This window comes from Nocardiopsis quinghaiensis (genome assembly GCF_008638365.1).
Taxonomy (GTDB): Bacteria; Actinomycetota; Actinomycetes; order Streptosporangiales; family Streptosporangiaceae; genus Nocardiopsis; species Nocardiopsis quinghaiensis.
On record NZ_VWVU01000046.1, the window covers coordinates 13,926 to 29,980 of the forward strand.

Here is a 16,055-nt window from a genome sequence, read left to right on the forward strand (position 1 = left end):
AACGAGAAGGGTGTCGTCCAAGAACCTCGGTAGTGGCATCATGCAGGGCTGCGAAGTTGAACCACACCAGTCGCGTGTTCGCCAGGCTCTCTACGGCTTGGGAGCGGACCGGGCCAGGGATAAGCACAAACAGGTCTTCTTTCCCGGTTCCTCTTCCAGGATCCTCAGGTGACCGATGAGTTGGTCCGGGTCTTGGACGGCGTTGCGGACGGTCTTGGCCTCGAACAGGTAGGTGAGGTCCGTGGCGATCCGTCCGTCGAGAACCGCGCCCTTGCCGGTGGAGTACTGGTTGATGAAGACGATCGTCTTCAAGGTGAACCCGCCCGAGGCCCGGGCCGAGATCGTCTCCGTCAGGGCCAGTCCAACGCGCTCAAAGACGGCCAGCATGGAGGAGGTGACGCGGTTCTCGCCCTGGCCGTAGGTGGAGAACAACGGCGTGAAGGTCATCGGTCTGCACCTTCCCAGGAAAGAAGGGTGGCGACCATCATCGCGCACCCGCCGATACCGCGAACGCGATGGCCGATGGAGGACACGCACCCCGCCTCGGAGCAGCATGTTCAAGAAAGCCGGAAGTCGGCCGAGGACCTCGCGAGGTGCCATCGGACGCCACCAGGGGCCGGTGTGTGCTCCGATTATGCTCCGCAGTTCCGGACTGGAACGACACCGGGCGGCATCCCTTGACACGAAACGACAGTGGTGATCAGATGGATAGGGACGAAACGGCATCGTGTGGCACGTAGAGACACGAAAGCGCCGGACTTCTAATCCGATGGCCGCAGGTTCGAATCCTGCCGGGTGCGCCACAAAACCCCAGGTCAGACGGGGTGCGCGAGGGCCTCGAACGAGGTCCTCGCCACGTTTTCGGCCCTCAAATGCTCCTGGTGTGCTCCCCAGTACAAGGTCCCGTACAAGGTGGTCCCACCTCTCGGAGCATTTTGCCATCCCGTGACCGTATGGGCGCCGGGTTGGGACGGCCCGCGTCCGCCCACCAGGGGCGGACACAGGCCCTGTACCGCCACGTCCGCCCCCAAAATCCCTCACCCGTTCCGGGGCCGCCTGTGCGCGTCAGCCGCCCACAAATCCGTTCACGGGGATCAGCAACGCGGTGACGTTGTCATGGCCACCGGCATCAAGGGCGTGACGGACCAAGCTTCGCGCATCAGCCAAAAGACCGCCATCGGGCCCCGGACCCGACTTATGGGGTGGGATGGCGGCGCGCAACTCCTCGGCCAAAGACAGATACCGCCACAGTCCATCCGTGCACAGCAGCAGGCGCCCCGGACCCGACGGCCGGTAGCTCCGGCCTCGCAGAACCGGCTCCTCTGCGTCCGCGCCCAACCAGGCGACGAGCGCGTCGTGCTCGCCCGTGTCGTCTTCGGTCAGCGCGAATCCCAGCCCCTCATCCGGCAACCAGTAGGCGCGACTATCACCTACCCAAGAAACCCACATGCCTCCCTTGCCAACGACGCCCGCGACGTACGTACAGGCAGGTGCCATATCCGCCGACGTCACCAAGGCGGTAACCGCACGTCCCGCCCGCACGACGGCATCTTCCAAGGCCGCCTCGGGAACGGCTCCCTCCTGAAGCCGTTTCGCCATGGTGCTCGCACTGACCGCCGCCGCGACCTGAGCAGCACGATCCGACCGGGGTGACATCGAGACACCGTCGCAGACAACCCCGACCGTCCACTCACCTTTGACCACCAGGCTCATGGCGTCGGCATTCACACCACGGCGCAGCCCACGGTCGCTGACACCCGCCGCACCACCGTCGACCGTGGCCTCCACATGGGAGCGAAACGACGGCTGAGCCGCTCCGCAATCCCAACAGCAACCATCCGGGGCGACCGTCCCACGGCAACGAACACAACCCTCGTTCTCGTTCATACGTGCTTCACCCTGCCAGAAACGCCACGAAACGGTGCCGTCGAGATCAACGTCAGCGTCTCCACAGGATGTTCTCCACCACCCGGAAACCACGCGTGGTCCTCGACAAGCGGACCTTTGATCCGATCGGTTTCCTGTCTCGGGCAGGAAGAAATCCCAGGCCAACAGGGGTGAACCCGTGGGTCGGCCTGGAGTTGATGGTGTCGTGTGGCTCCTGGTGTGCTCGCCGGTTCGGCTACACCGCTACCGCCTGGCGGGTTTGAGCATCGCGGCGGTGGCCTCGGCCGCTGCCCTCGCGACCTCGGGGAAGACGGTCTGGTAGGTGTCCTGGGTGAAGTGCGTGGTCGCGTGCCCGAGCTCGTCCGGAGACCACACAGCACTAAGGGGTCAGCTTTCCGCTCATGATGAAGCCGAGGAACCTTCATCAGACAAGACGAAACCAAGGCGAGTGAAGCGCCTTTGGAGACAGACGAGGCGGGCGAGCCGCCCCTCAGCGAGGGCGCCCGCCCGCCTACGTGAAGAGAACCACCCACTTGGGTACAAGTCTGGACAGCCATCGGCCCACCCACAAGCCCGCTGACCTGCACAGAAGCACAGGCAGGGGTGGGCCACCTAAGAGCGGCCCACCCCTCGGCCCCGGTAACGGCCCACCCGTTGGCCCAGGGGTTCACTTCGGGTTCAGTGGAGGTTCACACCCTGACACGGCGTGCTGACGAGGCCACCCCTCTCACACCGGCATAGAGGTCACAGACGCACGTGTTGACGACTGCCTGCAAAGTTCTACCGACCTCGTTCCCACCAAGCGAGGCCAGGGTGGCACTGGTCCGTGACCACAGTCAGCACCACCCCGGCGAGAGGCCTACCCCTCAGGTTGAGATCGCCTTCCAGCGCCGCACCAAGCAGGCCAGCTCGGCGAACTCACCGCCACCGCCTCCGCTGTTCGAAGGCCGGGAAGCCACCAGACCTCGACCACCAATCGTTTCCCCGCACCAGTTCGCTCGCAAGCCTCCCCTGGTGCGCGTACGAACGACGCGGTCCTCATGCCGCGCGAGATAGGGGCGCACTCCGCGTACCCCGTCGTCGTCCTCGCACCACCCACGCGGCCCCGTATACAGAGCCCGCGCCCGCTGCGCCGACACCCCCACCGGAGTCGCGCTCGGCTGTTTCTCGGAGCGAGGCCGCGGAACATGCCCCCGTTCCTTGGCCGCGGTTCGCGCCGAGATAGGTTCGCAACCTGGCCGTGCACTCCGCGAGGGCATCGGTCGGCGGTCCTCGGCTGCCGGTCGTGTGCTCCGATCGGTGGGGCCACACAACAGTGCGGCGAGCACCGCACCGAGCAGCCAACGCACTTGTTCGCCCCAACCCTGGCGGCGCCTGCGGTGCCGCCCGCTATGCTTCTCCACGGTTTCCTCCTGGTGTAGTCAGGTGGGAATCACGCCCCGGACCGGTGTTGCCTCACTGGTTCGGGGCACCCTTTTCTCTTGTCAGCGACCCCGCGCTTGAGGCCAGTTCTCTCGGTGTGGGGTTACTGGGTGAGTGTCAATGGCTCCGGAGACATACGCCCCCGAAGCTGCGCTTCTCACCCACCCCCACGCAATTAGGTACAGAACAGCCCTAGTTCAACGAAACGGGTTCCCTTGCCCGTTGAGGGTGGTCGATGTTCCCTTGGGTGAACGAGAACCTTCAACCCCAGCCACGGAATAGCGAGCGCATCCGTTTCGCTGGCTGTTCGTCACTGCCGACTACGTGTACGCCCGGACCGATCGAAGACCGCGCGAACGGTCAACGCACCGCTACTGCTCGCGGAGAAGTCCCAGTACAAGGCCATCGCATCGACCATCGCCAAGCCGTAGCCGCTCTCGGCCAACGTCGGCCCTGCGCCCGTCGGGGAGGAAGGAGGAGCCGCTTGGGGCACGGTTGCTACCGCGCCAGGACAGGGACCGTCGTCGGTCACGCGCAGGACGAAGAGGAGACGGCGCCGTTCGATCTCGATCCGCACCTGCCCGCCCGGTAGCCCGGAGGCGGTGTGCCGTAGAGCGTTCGCGTGCAGCTCGGCCAAGGACACGACCAAGGGGTGCGCGGCGAACGGTGTGGTCCGGGTGGCTTGAGCTGCCCACCGGCGGGCTTGGGAGAGGTGAGCGGTGTCGGAACCGCACAGCAGTCCCGATGTGTTCGGGTCATCGAAGCTGATGCGCCGAGGCAGCGACACCGTTTCGTCCCGAGGCGAGCGTTGGGGAGGAAGGCGCTGCATCAGCCCTCCACCGGGAAACAGCAGGCCAGAGCAAGCGAGCCATGCGTTGAGATACTCATGTACTCACTGTCTGGAGAAACACCAGACAACGCTATGACGGAGCGGGCATGGTGGTTATGACAGGCCGGTCATGGTCCCGAGATCCGGTGCCACCGTAGGATTCGGTGCCACTCCACTCCCCCTCTGGCGAGCCAATTCGGAAGGTATGCCGTGTTCTGCGGAAACTGCGGTCGTGCACGAAAGCCCGGTGACTGCTCTTGTGTTCCCAGCCGGTTCTGGAGCGTTCCCGAAGTGCGGCGGGCGGTCGCGGACCGGGACCCCAACGCGCTGATCCGCCTTCTACTGCGGCACACCCACCTGGCGCAGGACGCCATCGCCCGCATGTGCGACCTGTCCCAGGCCATGGTCTCCCGGGTCCTGAACGGCAGCCGCGAGATTCGCAGGCCCGAGTCCAGGAGCCGCGCGTTCGACGGGATCACGCACGGATACGCCATCCCGACACCCGAGATGGCACGGGTACCCGCCGGGCTCGCTCTGGGGTTGAACGACTCGGGCGAGGAGGCCGCTTCGGTCCTGCGGCGATTGGCCCGGGCGGACGTCGATCACACACCGGGCATGGAGGAGGGGGCCGGTACCTCAGCGGTCAGCCCGGCTGTACTCTCCTGGCTCGTACGGAACGCGGTCTCCCCCGAGGGAAACCCTCTGGTCGAGGAGGGCCCGGTGGCTGCGGTCCGCGCCGCGACCGCGGCGTTCGGCGCCCTGGACAACCGGTTCGGTGGCGAGAACGCCAGGACCACGGCGGTGCACTACCTCAACGACACCGTCGTCCCCCTCCTCCGGCGATCGCACACGGAGGCGGTACGGCGGTCGTTGTTCACGGTCGCGGCCGAATTCGTCCTCTCCATCGCCTGGATGTCCTACGACGCCCAACGCAACGGCGCCGCCCGCCGGTACTTCGTCCAGGCCCTGGACCTGGCCACACACGCCGAGGACCGGCTGCTGGGGGCGAGCGTCATGTCCGCGATGAGCCACCAGGCCAACTATCTGGGCGCGCACGCCGAGGCCCGCGACCTGGCGCGCGCTGCCCTCACCGGAGCCGGTGCCCGTGCGACAGCGACGATGCGCGCCCAGTTCCTGATGATGGAGGCCCGTGCCCACGCCGCCCGCAAGGACAGGAGCGACTGCTTCCGGGCGCTGGGTGAGGCCGAGCGAGCGTTCGGAAGCCGCGAACCCGCCACGGACCCGGAGTGGATCAGGTACTTCGACCACTCGGAGTACTCCGACGAGGTCGCGCACTGCCATCGGGACCTCGGGCACGCACACGTCGCCCGCCGTCTGGCCGAGCAGAGTCTGGCCGCCTCCAGCGGTGAGGAGTACGCGCGCAGCCGGGTGTTCACCCGCCTGGTGTTGGCCGCGGCCGTCCTCGGCCAGGGTGAAGTGGAAGAGGCAGGCCACATCGGCGAGCAGGTGGTTCCCCTGGTCCAGGCCACCTCGTCGGCGCGGTGCGTGGGGTACCTGGACGACTTCGCGAGGCAGGTACTCCCCCACCGGGACCAGCCCGGTGCAGCGCGGTTCCTGCGCCAAGCGCGCGCCGTAGTGGCCGCTGGTCAGTAGGGGTGCCAGGACCGGGGGCGTTCGGGATCTCCCAGGTCAGTGACGCGCCGGTCGATCTCAGCGTCGATCTCGGGGCTCTCTCCGCCCTTCTGCGCGAGCCAGGTGGTCATGCGCAGCTCGCGAATCGCCTTGTGGAGCGGGTAACCGTCCCAGGCGGTGACGTCGAATCCGTAGGCGTCGCAGAAGTCGGCGTACTCGGCGTCGGTGTGCCAGCCCAGGTCCCTGTACAGGGCGGTCAGGACCAGGTCCCATTCGGGCGGGCCCCAGCAGATGCCGTCCAGGTCGAAGAGCACGACCCCGTGGTCGGTGGCCAGCACGTTGCCGATGTTGGCGTCGCCGTGGATGACGTGTCGTCCCAGGACGGGGCGCACCGTGGGAAGGCGCTGGGCCAGGTCGCGGTGGAGCCGGTGCAGTTGGTCGCGCTGAGGGGCGGTGAGCCGGGGTGCGGTGTCGATGCGCTCGCGGATCCGGTCGAAAGGATCGAGGTCGGGCAGGTCCAGGTCGGGTGGCGGGGTGAGCCGGTGCAGGGAGCGCAGGAGCAAGGCCAGTTCCCGGGGGACGGTCCACTCCCCGTTCACGGCCTCCCAAAGGGTGACGACGGTGTCCTCGGCCGGGACGGGTTGTTCACCCGGGAGGGGGAGGCTCACCGGTATGCCCTGGTCGGCGAGCCAGCGGGCGGCGCGCACCTCGCGGATGGCCTCCGGGGACCGGTCTGCGGAGCGCTCGACGCGGGCGATCACCCCGCCGCCGTCGAGGCGGAACACGGCCCGCTCCCCCGCCCGGATCAGCTCGGGTTCCTGGGACGGGGTGAGGCCCATGGAGTCGGCAACGGTGTGGACGGCGCGGGTCGCGCGCCGCACGAAGTCCTCGGTGTGAACCACGCGCCCCAGCCTACGCCGGGGCGCCGGTTCCGCCTTCGTGAGCGGGGGTTGGGTGTCAGCCCGCGGCAAGGAGGCTGCTCATGCGTTGGACCCGGTCGGTCTGGGGGAAGGTGAGCCAGTCCCATTCGCCTTCCTCAGCGCCCATCCAGGAGGCCAGGCAGCGGCGGAAGAACTGCGAGGGTGCTCCGGTGGCGGTGCCGATCCAGTCCTGTCCGGGTGTGCCCAAGGCGAGGTAGGAACGTTGTCGGTCCTCCACCAGGTGGCGAGCGGCACCGATCCAGTCCGGGCAGGGCTGCATGGCGATGGGTGCGGGGATCTGGTCGAGGAAGGCCTGGGGGTCGCGGTCGGTGGCCACGACGTGGATGTGGGTGTGGTCGTAGCAGGCGCCGCCCTTGTCGCGGAAGTCGAGGCTGCCGTGTTCGAATACGAGGCTGTCCAGGCCGCTGCGCCTGCGGACGAGGTCGGTGACCTGCGGGATGAGGGTGCGCAGGTCGGCGCGTTCGGCGTTGTCGAGCCAGCCCACGGACAGGGTGTGGCGCTTGGAGACGATGAGCAGGTACCAGTCGGTCAGGGCGCCGATGCAGGGCATGACGGCGAAGTGGTCGCTCTCGTGAACCACGTAGTCGGAGCGGGCGCGTGCCAGGCCCAGGTCGTAGAAGAGGTTGGAGTCGTCGCCTCCTTCGACTTCGCAGCAGAAGGTGCAGATCTCGCTCAGGGTGTCGTCCACGGATCTCCTTTTCGCAGGCAGGGGCGGGTTCAGAACAGGGTCGGGGCGCTAGTGGGCGCATTCTCTGGGGTGGCGGGGACGAGTCGGCGGCCGATGAGTTTGCTGAGGTCGGCGCAGTATCGGGCGGCGTCGGGGCCGGGTTCGGTGGTGAACAGGGCGACGGGTCCGCTGGCTCCGGTGACGCGCAGGTGGTGGGTTCCCTCGGTGAGGGCAGCGGGGTAGGCCAGGACCGGGGCGGCGTCGAAGACGGTCGTGGCGCACGCGGGGCGGGCCCACGGTTCCGGGTCGAGGAACACCTCGGTGCCAGGCTGGTCCGCGGTGATCGTGGCCAGGTAGGCGGTGGCCTCGGCGGCGAGTTCGGTGAGCCGCATCATGAGCGCGGCGGTGTCCACCCGGTCCTGGAGGCCGAGGACCTTGTGGCGGGTCGGTACCTGTTGGGGCAGGCCGAGATGCCGGGAGACGGCGGCCTCCAGGGCTCGGACGGCGATGCCGTCGGAGGTGCGCGCGATGTAGACGGCGGCGACGGGGCCCTGTTCGGCCAGGCGGCTGCGTCGGCGGAGTTCGGCGGCGGTGCCGACCTTGGTCATCCCCTTGGCGAAGACGTCGAGGTAGAGCCAGTGCGGCTGCTGGAGGTAGCCGCGGATGTTGTCCGGCAGAGCGTGTGGGTTGTGATGTGCCTGGTGGGCGGCGACGAAGCCTTCCTTGTACTGACAGCGTCGGCACTGCCTTCCCCTGGTGACGGTCTCGTCGTTGCGGCACCGCACGTGCCTGCCCTCGGGGCCGGTGAGGTCGAACCAGCCGACGCAGTAGCGCTCGTCGCCGTCCACGCGGAAGGTGTGCTCGCCCAGGAGGGGATGGAGCTGGCTGCCGTCAGGGGTGGCGGTGGTGCGCAGGCACGGTGTGTCCGGTGTGCTCCAGTCCAGGCCGAGGACGGTGACGGGTGCGGTGATGGTCATGTCAGGCTCCGGTACAGGATGGTCTCGATGTCGTGCAGGCAGCGGCGGCGCCCGGTGGCCACGGGTGCGGCGCGCTCGCCGTAGAGGCCGTGTTCGTAGGTGCCGCACAGGTTGTCGGTGACGATGTGCAGGTAGTCGAAGGGGACGCCGGCGGTGGTGGCGGCGCGGGCCATGTGGCCGATCTCTGGGTCCACGACGTCGAAGTCCGCCCTGTTGGCCTCGAACCAGGTGCGGGTTTCGTCCAGCACGCTGGGAACGGTGGCGTGCCGTACGCCGGAGCGGAGGGTGGCGGGCGCCTGGGTGAGGTCCAGGGCGCTGTCCCAGGTGAGGCGGCACTCCTCGATGCGGGTGGTGGTACCGGTGACGACGAGAGTGTTGGGTGCCATGTCCGGCTGGAGCCCACCGAGTTTGCCGACGTAGACCACTCCTCCGGTGTGCCCGCGTGCGGTCAGAGCGGTGACCAGGTCTCCGGCGAGGTCTCCCCAGAAGCTGAACTCGCAGCCCAGGAGGAGGACGGTGGCGTTGCCGACGCGTGCGGTGCGCCAGCCGAACCCGGGCCGGTGGGTCCAGTCGGTGGTGCGGTCGCGGAGGAGGGGTTCGACGTAGCCGAGGATCACCCGGTCGTTGGCGGGCAGGTATGCGGGGAGCCAGTGGTCCATGAACTCCAAGCCCTGCCCGGGAGCCGGGGGTTCCGTGGTGACGTCGGTGGGGAGCCCGGTGAGTGCGCAGGCCTCGCGGACGAGCTGGGTGTAGTGGTGGGCGTAGTCGCGGCCCGGTGGGACCACGCAGTGCAGGACCTGGTCGGCGACGGTGAAGTAGGGGCGGCGCCAGTTGAACCGTTTCCCCTCGCGTTTGTCTCCGCCGAGGAGGAAGGACAGGGAGCGGTTGGGGTAGACCCAGGCCCGGCCGTTGGTGGCGGTGAGCAGGTCGACCGGGATTTTGGGGAGCACGTAGTCGGCCAGCCGCTCCCCCATCGTGTGACCGGTGGGAACGGCCACGGGCGCGGTGGTGTTCATGGTGCGGCCTTCTTGCGAAGAAGGGACAGGATGTGCTCGGTGCCGGAGCCGCTGCCCACGGTGTGAACGGGAGCCGGGTGGGCGGCGAGGAGCGAGCCCAGGGCGAGGTCAGTGCGGGTCTGATAGTCGGTGAAGCTCCGCGCGGACGTGGTCGCCTCGCCGGTGACGAAGGCTCCGTGTTCGGAGGGCTTGGAGTTTCCGTTGCGGCGGGCCGCGGCCAGGTGCGCTGGTGTGGACAGCTTGGCGATGTGGTCCGGCTGGGGAAGGGCCGAGAACACCCGCGCGGCCAAGTCCTCCAGTCGTTCGTCGCCGGAGAGCGCCATCCGGGCCTGGTGCTTGAAGTACCAGCCGTCGACCACGACGGAACGGCCGGAGGAGAGCGCCGGTGCCACGTGGACGTGGTGGAACAGCTCGTACCAGGCGGCGAGGGTGTGCAGCCAATAACGGGTCGGGTAGTGCCACACGGGTTCGGCGTGGTCGTAGCCCCAGGTGAGGCGGTGCATCGCTGACAGGCGTTCGTCCGCCCAGGGGTTGCCTGATGAGGGAAGTACGTCCTTGCGGAGAACGACCGCTTCGTGGATGTTGTCGGTGAGGCGGGACAGGAGGTGGCTCTTGCCCGCTCCGTCGATGCCTTCGACCACCCAGAATTCACCCATGGGCACTCCTCACGGTGATTCCGGCCTCGCGGAGGTTGATGGCCAGATGGGAGAGCAGCCCGGAACGCAGGTAGACCTCGCTGGTCCCCGCCTTCCGCAGGCGGCTGAGAAAGCCAGTGAGCTGGGCGTGCTGCTCACGTGCGAGGGACACATCGAGCAGCAGCGGACCGCTGGGAATCGGTTCGTTCGTGGAGGTCAGGACCGCAACCGCGGGGCGTGGCGAGCTCTGGTTCCCCGTCCAGGTCTCGCGGTGGGGCACTGTGCTCCGGAGGTTCTGCGGGGAGAGCCCGAAGCGGGTGGAGTAGTGCAGCTTGAGCCCGAAGGAGTGACCGAGATCCCGGCGCAGAGCGGCCAAATCGCGGCGACGTCCGCGAACCCACTCCATGACCGTGGCGACCTGCCAGTCATCCACCTGGGCGGGGCTCTCGTAGTGGCCACGGACGAGGTCGTGGAACCTCGCCGTCTGAGCAGTTCCGAAGTTGAGGGCCGTGAGGCCGACTCGATCACCTTGGATACCGACCACGATCGGTGTGAGCTGGTTGTCCAGTTCCCAGATACCGGGGATGATCTCGGCTGCTTCCAGGCCGTCGTAGACGGCCAGCTCGACGGAGAACAGCACCTGGTCGTAGGGCTGGACCAACGCGGACAACGACGGTGGCAGTTCGTTGATCCATTCCGCCGCGGCCTCGACCGTCGCGCCGACCAACCGGAGGAGGTTCCGTTCTTCGGAGTCGGCTCCCGTACGCACGACGAGATGTGCGTCCCGGCCGAACTGATCCCGGAGCTGCCGACTGGTCACCGAAGCCGGGTGCCGAAAGACACTGACGGGCATGCACAGCAGACCATGGTTCTCCAGGGCGGTGATGGCCTCGAACTTGCCCATGTCGTTCATGAGGCCCACTCCAGCGGTTCGCCCGTGACGGGGCGGACTTGCAGCACGATCACTGACGCGCCGGTCCACGCCCACTCGACATCGACGTCGAATCCGAAGTGCTCGGCCAGCAGCCGGCACACCCGACGGAGTCGCCGTATCAGGGCCAGGCTTGGGATCGTCTGGCCGTTCGCGTTGACGGCAAGCCGTTCGCCCTCCACACGAGCACGGACCTGCGGGATCCTCCCACCGGTCACTCCGTCAGGCCCTCGTGTCGCCTCGACCAGCACACGGCCCTCACGGGAGAACGCCACACCGTACAGAGTCACGTCCACCTGCTCCTGGACCAGAACGCAGGCCCCAGCCACCCCGCCGAGATTCTTCTCTGTGACGAACTCCTGGTCGATCGCCCGCACCAGCGCCGAGGCATCCGGCGGGCAGTTCAACACCGTGACCGTCCGTCCGGCCTGGGCGCTTTCCAACAAGTCTTCGTGCGCGCTGGTACGGATCACGACCCGACGGGGCCGGTACAGGCGCAGCCACGTACCCGTCGCATTCACCGCTTCGGCGGTCCCACGAACCAGGGCGTCAGCGCGTAGACACAGTGCAGGAGGCACGGGGATCCCCAAGGCGGCGACCTCGCTCAACCTCGCGGCCTTGAACCCCCAGCGCTCCGGTTCCAACTCCTGAGTCAGCAGGTCAGCCACCATCGCCGCACCTGCCCGTACTCGGGCCCGTCAGACGACGGGTACCTTCCTCGAATCCATCCATGCGCCCACTGTGGCCAGGCCACGCCCGCAAGCCCATGACCAGCCAGTCATAGGCCTGATGACCACTCAGTCATGCGCCCGAAGCTCGCTCAGCGAGCAGGTGATGGGGAGGCTGCGTCCGATTGGGAGATCGGCAGGGAGCAGGCACCAGAGGAAGGTGATCAGGGCTCCAGCGATGACGGTGGGCGCTGGCAACGCAACCATGGCGAGGGCGATGCTGATGCACTGAAGGGGTGGGTGAGCGCATGGTTATCACGCTAGACCGACTGATTCGAGTTCGGGTGTCGGGGCCCGTGCCCGGCCACCCGCACAAGGAACACACGGGACACACAGGGCATCAGTCACAAGGTTTCCGATACGCAAGGCAGCGGCCAGCACGGCTCTCTTCGTAATCGTCAGTGCCTATTCTCCCATCACGCCTCTCCATGGGAGGATCTGTATCAGATCAATAGGGAGGATGACGGAGTCCATGGTGACCAAGGACGACCAGTTCGAAGCATCCGCTTCAGCGCTCGGGTACCTGTACCAATTCGCCAAAGCACTAGAACTGTGTATCGAGCGGTCGATGGGCGGACTCGAGTGGAGCGTTGCTGTGGAGGCTGCCGACGACATCGAGACCCATGCAGGATCATTGACGGAACTGCTCCAGCTGAAGCAGCGCGCTGAAGGAATCCGCCTGACCGACACGTCGGAAGACCTGTGGAAGACCCTCCGAATCTGGTGCGAGGCCGACCTGAACAGGCGGATCGACCTGGCCGAGACCGACCTGTTCCTACTAACCACCGCCGAACTTTCGGCCGACAGCGCAGGACACCACCTCCAACCCAAGGAGACCGGACACCGCGACGTGGACGAAGCTCTACGGCTGCTGCGTTTGGCACGCAAAGCGTCCAAGAACGAGAAGCTCCAAAAATCATTCAAAGCCTTCGATGCACTGGAGACATCAGGACCAGAGCGGCAGCGCGAACTACTTTCACGAGTCGATGTCATTGGCCATTCACCCAGAATCAATGAGATCCGTAGCGGAATGCTAAAACGTGCGGTCCTGGCCGTTGAACGTGACCTTGCTACAGCTTTCCTCACCCGACTGGAAGGATGGTTCTACGGCCGAGTCATCGAACAGTTAACCACTCCAGGAAAGGCACCGATCACCGGATCAGAGTTCGATGAAGTATTCAGCCGACTGCGCGGACAGTTCAGTCCCAATAACCTTCCCATCGACCAGGACATCATGAACCTGGAACCGGAACCCGTTGAGTCCGCTGATAAGACGTTCGTTCGACAACTCGACCTGATCGGGGTCGGTCCTGACAGGGTCCACCTCGCAGTCCGGGACTACATCCGCGCCTTCGCCCAGCGATCGCGCTGGTCGGAGGAGAAGCTGCTGCGCCCCGGAGAGATCGGCGATTACGAGCGCAGATTGGTCGAGGAGTGGCAGGCACGCTTCGCCGAGATGAGGGAAGAACTAGGCCCCGAAGCGACCGAGAAGGAGATGAAACGCGAAGCCAGGCAGATCTACAGCTGGGTCGATCGCGAGGCCCGCGCGCAGATCCGAAACGGCCTCCAAGAGGTGTTCATCCCCAAGGGGTCGTACCACATGCTGGCCGATGAACTTAGGGTCGGCTGGCATCCCGACTTCTCCGCCCGGCTTGCGGCTCTTCTCGAACCAGCCGGAGCAAGCTGATGGCGGCCCTTCAACTGAGCCGCGAGGAGCGGGCACTCTACAATCCAGCCTTCACCGCAGTGTTGTGCACGCGTGCGGTCCACGGCCACGACAAGGGCTACACAACTCCCTGTCCGCTACCGGTGGCAGTCACCGCCGCCATCATGGCCCTGCAGCCCTCCATCCGCGCTGAATTGCCCGCCACCACTGGTGCCAGCTTGATGGGATGGATCGAACAGAACGACGCCGTACGGATCGCTATGGGGCGCAACACCTCCGCTCTGGCTACCGTCGTGCGCCCCGGCCTTCTGTTCGCCTTACAGAGCGGCATCCTGCGCTGCGACAGCGACGGCCTTACCCCGATACCGCGTGCACTCCCAAAAATTGTCAGAGGTGACACCGAACAGAGCACGGCCATCCAGCAAGCGGCCTTCCAACTCGGACGATGGCTGCCCAGCGCAGGAAGCCTCAGTACCGTCCTGACCCTCCTTGGAGTGAAGCCTTGACCTTTCAGATCCAGGCGGTAACCGTCTACGGTAAGCAACCGGACCAGATACGTACCGTTCCTTTCAGGACCGGGAGACTCAACATCGTAACTGGCGATTCACGGCGAGGCAAAAGCGCCCTGATGACCATCATCGACTACTGCTTCGGCAGTAAAGGCTATCCAGTCAAAGCCGGCATAGTCCGTGACTATGTCAGCGCCTACGCCGTCACCCTGGTCAAGTCCGATCAGCAACTATTCGTCGCTCGCCGCGCCCCCAAAGGCAAAGCCACCGTAAGTACCGTGATGTGCATCATCTCCCAGGCACCTGGCAGCCCGCCTCCACCTCTGGATAAGCTCAATTTTTCTACGCCACTAGATGCTGCGAAAGACCTGCTCAGCGAATTCTGCGGCATCGATCGCACCGTCCGTGTGCCGTCCGTCGCTCGAGCCACGACGATCGCCCCATCCATCCGCCACGCTCTGTTCTTCTGCCTGCAGGCCCAGAACGAGGTCGCTAACCCCGACCTGCTCTTCCACTCCCAAGGAGAAGAGTGGCGTCCCAACACCATCCGCGGCGTCATTCCCTACTTCCTCGGTGCAGTCGACCCCGAGCAGGCCCTAAGGCGCAACCGACTCCGCCTGCTGCGCCGCGATCTGGCTGACCAGGAAGCCGCAATCAACGTAATAGGCGAAACTGATCCTGCCAGCGGGCAAGCTCGCGCTCTGCTCACTGAAGCAGTCGAAGCTCACCTGCTGCCCCCGCCCACCGGCCGGCATCTATCGGCCGACGATGTCCTTACGCTACTACGCCAAGCCCTGGGCCAGGCCGAAATCCAAGCCAACCAATACCGTGCGGACGATCCGATAGGGGCGCTCGTCGCGCGCCGCGGCGAGCTACGCCGTCTTCACGGGCAGAGTCGTGCCAAGATCGCCGATCTTAAGCGAACTCTGGCTGAGAACAACGACTTCACCAGCCAAGCTGCCGAGCAACGCGCCCGTCTCACATCACTTGATCTACTGCGCCGCAACCCCGAGAGTTCAGGGGATGCCCACTGCCCAGTGTGCGCGAGCTCTCTCCCTTCTGCCAATGACACAGTCACGGCCCTGAACCGCGATCTCGCACATTTGGAAGGAGATCTTCAGGCCATCGGCAGTGACACACCAACGATCCAACGTCTGATTAGCGAGGAAGAGAACCGACTGCAGGACCTACGGTCGGAGCTGAGCCGCAACCAAGAAGAGATCACCGGAGTCACCGCTGGCCTGCGCGCTCTGCAGCGTGAGCCAGACGATCTTCGCCGCGCTGCCATCGTTCAAGGACGCATCAGTCTCTACCTCGACACTGCCGCCTACCAAGCGGTAGCCCCACCATTGAACGACCGCCGAGAAGAACTGCGTCAACAGATCGCCGAGCTAGAGGAAGAGCTCGGCGACGACACCCAGGGCGAGCGCCTCGCCAGCTTTTTGTCGCTCATCAACCAAAAGATCACTTCCCAGGCCGTGAGCCTCAGACTCGAACACTCCGAGAATCCCATTCGCCTCGACATCAATCGCCTCACAGTCGTAGCTGATAAACCCGAAGGTCCTCTGCCACTCGCGAATATGGGCAGCGGAGAGAACTACCTGGGATACCACGTTGCGACATTCCTCGGCCTGCACGAGTGGTTTTCCGAGCACCACGCGCCGGTGCCTCGCTTCTTGATCCTCGACCAACCCTCGCAGGTGTACTTCCCGCCCGAGCATCAAGGAAAATCTGTCTTGGCGGCCAGAGATCGCAACATGCTACTGAACGTCTATCAGGCTATCAACGACATGCTGAGTCGTCTTAGCGGAAAGTTCCAGGTCATCGTCATGGAACACGCAGATCTAGACCATCCGGAGTTCAGCCCGCATGTCATCCAGCGCTGGCGCTACGAGAACGATCAAGCACTCGTTCCTGCGCACTGGATCTCGCGAAATGACAATTGATATACCTAGGAAAACACAACTTGTTGAGAGGAATCAGATCACTGGCGTATCAGTGCTGAACACAGACGCATCGCACGAGGCAAGTCGTCGTCTACCAGCCTCCTCTGTCCTGACCAGAAGCTGAAGGCCATCTCGGGCCTGACAGGAGGCGCTCGGCAATAGCAACTTCATCCTGTGGGCTGCCTAGATGAGTAATTCCAAGGGGTGCATGGTCTGAGCATGAGGCGAGGGAGCCCATGGTCATGTTGTGACGCAAGACCTGAACTCCCTCGCCCGTGCACTCTACGACACCACCGCACGACTCCTGG

15 protein-coding genes are annotated in these 16,055 nt (G+C 65.6%); 4 read left to right on the plus strand and 11 right to left on the minus strand.

Annotated elements, in window-relative coordinates; translation table 11 throughout:
- Positions 1–90: 90 nt before the first annotated feature.
- From FYX01_RS25505 to FYX01_RS25515, 4 genes are all read right to left on the minus strand, one after another.
- The gene (locus FYX01_RS25505) at positions 91–447 is read right to left on the minus strand and encodes a hypothetical protein (RefSeq protein ID WP_150246270.1); all 357 of its coding nucleotides are present in this window, start codon (positions 445–447) and stop codon (positions 91–93) included.
- Positions 448–1,065: 618 nt separating this feature from the next.
- Entirely contained in the window at positions 1,066–1,887 is an 822-nt protein-coding gene (locus tag FYX01_RS25510; protein ID WP_150246273.1) for a PP2C family protein-serine/threonine phosphatase, read from the minus strand.
- Positions 1,888–2,130: 243 nt separating this feature from the next.
- A complete protein-coding gene (locus FYX01_RS27130; protein ID WP_263363817.1) occupies positions 2,131–2,262 on the minus strand; it encodes a hypothetical protein in 132 nt (43 codons plus the stop codon).
- A 1,357-nt stretch (positions 2,263–3,619) separates the two neighbouring features.
- The gene (locus tag FYX01_RS25515) at positions 3,620–4,138 is read right to left on the minus strand and encodes an ATP-binding protein (protein ID WP_150246276.1); all 519 of its coding nucleotides are present in this window, start codon (positions 4,136–4,138) and stop codon (positions 3,620–3,622) included.
- Positions 4,139–4,429: 291 nt separating this feature from the next.
- On the opposite strand from FYX01_RS25515, the gene FYX01_RS25520 reads away from it, so the two are divergent.
- Entirely contained in the window at positions 4,430–5,752 is a 1,323-nt protein-coding gene (locus tag FYX01_RS25520; protein ID WP_150246279.1) for an NsdA family TPR-like regulatory protein, read from the plus strand.
- Here FYX01_RS25520 and FYX01_RS25525 read toward each other — a convergent pair.
- The 7 genes from FYX01_RS25525 to FYX01_RS25555 are packed head-to-tail and all read right to left on the minus strand — an operon-like array spanning position 5,746 to position 11,569.
- Positions 5,746–6,633 (minus strand): phosphotransferase enzyme family protein, encoded by an 888-nt coding sequence (locus FYX01_RS25525; protein ID WP_150246283.1) that lies wholly within the window; start codon positions 6,631–6,633, stop codon positions 5,746–5,748. The two genes, FYX01_RS25520 and FYX01_RS25525, sit on opposite strands and share 7 nt — an antisense overlap.
- Before the next feature lie 55 nt (positions 6,634–6,688).
- Positions 6,689–7,360, minus strand: coding sequence for an HIT domain-containing protein (locus tag FYX01_RS25530; protein ID WP_150246286.1), 672 nt, complete (start codon positions 7,358–7,360; stop codon positions 6,689–6,691).
- Positions 7,361–7,389: 29 nt separating this feature from the next.
- Complete coding sequence (locus FYX01_RS25535) at positions 7,390–8,316, minus strand: DUF2797 domain-containing protein (protein WP_150246289.1); 927 nt, start codon at positions 8,314–8,316, stop codon at positions 7,390–7,392.
- Positions 8,313–9,332, minus strand: a complete 1,020-nt coding sequence (locus FYX01_RS25540; RefSeq protein ID WP_150246293.1) for a nucleoside phosphorylase-I family protein — start codon at positions 9,330–9,332, stop codon at positions 8,313–8,315. The genes FYX01_RS25535 and FYX01_RS25540 overlap by 4 nt, the downstream gene beginning before the upstream one ends.
- Entirely contained in the window at positions 9,329–9,988 is a 660-nt protein-coding gene (locus FYX01_RS25545) for an AAA family ATPase (RefSeq protein WP_150246296.1), read from the minus strand. The genes FYX01_RS25540 and FYX01_RS25545 overlap by 4 nt, the downstream gene beginning before the upstream one ends.
- Complete coding sequence (locus tag FYX01_RS25550; RefSeq protein WP_150246299.1) at positions 9,981–10,880, minus strand: hypothetical protein; 900 nt, start codon at positions 10,878–10,880, stop codon at positions 9,981–9,983. Before FYX01_RS25550 ends, FYX01_RS25545 begins: the two co-directional genes overlap by 8 nt.
- Complete coding sequence (locus FYX01_RS25555) at positions 10,877–11,569, minus strand: pyruvate phosphate dikinase (RefSeq protein WP_150246301.1); 693 nt, start codon at positions 11,567–11,569, stop codon at positions 10,877–10,879. The genes FYX01_RS25550 and FYX01_RS25555 overlap by 4 nt, the downstream gene beginning before the upstream one ends.
- Positions 11,570–12,098: 529 nt before the next feature.
- Between FYX01_RS25555 and FYX01_RS25560 the strand changes: the two genes are divergently transcribed.
- Genes FYX01_RS25560 through FYX01_RS25570 form a run of 3 tightly spaced genes read left to right on the plus strand, consistent with a single transcriptional unit; the run spans position 12,099 to position 15,747 of the window.
- Positions 12,099–13,313, plus strand: a complete 1,215-nt coding sequence (locus FYX01_RS25560; RefSeq protein ID WP_150246306.1) for an ABC-three component system protein — start codon at positions 12,099–12,101, stop codon at positions 13,311–13,313.
- A complete protein-coding gene (locus FYX01_RS25565) occupies positions 13,313–13,798 on the plus strand; it encodes a three component ABC system middle component (RefSeq protein WP_150246309.1) in 486 nt (161 codons plus the stop codon). Before FYX01_RS25560 ends, FYX01_RS25565 begins: the two co-directional genes overlap by 1 nt.
- Entirely contained in the window at positions 13,795–15,747 is a 1,953-nt protein-coding gene (locus tag FYX01_RS25570; RefSeq protein ID WP_150246311.1) for a DUF3732 domain-containing protein, read from the plus strand. Before FYX01_RS25565 ends, FYX01_RS25570 begins: the two co-directional genes overlap by 4 nt.
- Positions 15,748–16,055: the final 308 nt, after the last annotated feature.

Excerpts from the sequence above, each read along its gene's own strand:
- FYX01_RS25505 (WP_150246270.1), bottom strand. The coding sequence starts at position 447 with ATGACCTTCACGCCGTTGTTCTCCACCTACGGCCAGGGCGAGAACCGC.
- FYX01_RS25565 (WP_150246309.1), top strand. The coding sequence starts at position 13,313 with ATGGCGGCCCTTCAACTGAGCCGCGAGGAGCGGGCACTCTACAATCCA.
- FYX01_RS25515 (WP_150246276.1), bottom strand. The coding sequence starts at position 4,138 with ATGCAGCGCCTTCCTCCCCAACGCTCGCCTCGGGACGAAACGGTGTCG.
- FYX01_RS25545 (WP_150246296.1), bottom strand. The coding sequence starts at position 9,988 with ATGGGTGAATTCTGGGTGGTCGAAGGCATCGACGGAGCGGGCAAGAGC.
- FYX01_RS25550 (WP_150246299.1), bottom strand. The coding sequence starts at position 10,880 with ATGAACGACATGGGCAAGTTCGAGGCCATCACCGCCCTGGAGAACCAT.
- FYX01_RS25510 (WP_150246273.1), bottom strand. The coding sequence starts at position 1,887 with ATGAACGAGAACGAGGGTTGTGTTCGTTGCCGTGGGACGGTCGCCCCG.
- FYX01_RS25535 (WP_150246289.1), bottom strand. The coding sequence starts at position 8,316 with ATGACCATCACCGCACCCGTCACCGTCCTCGGCCTGGACTGGAGCACA.
- FYX01_RS25540 (WP_150246293.1), bottom strand. The coding sequence starts at position 9,332 with ATGAACACCACCGCGCCCGTGGCCGTTCCCACCGGTCACACGATGGGG.
- FYX01_RS25560 (WP_150246306.1), top strand. The coding sequence starts at position 12,099 with ATGGTGACCAAGGACGACCAGTTCGAAGCATCCGCTTCAGCGCTCGGG.
- FYX01_RS25555 (WP_150246301.1), bottom strand. The coding sequence starts at position 11,569 with ATGGTGGCTGACCTGCTGACTCAGGAGTTGGAACCGGAGCGCTGGGGG.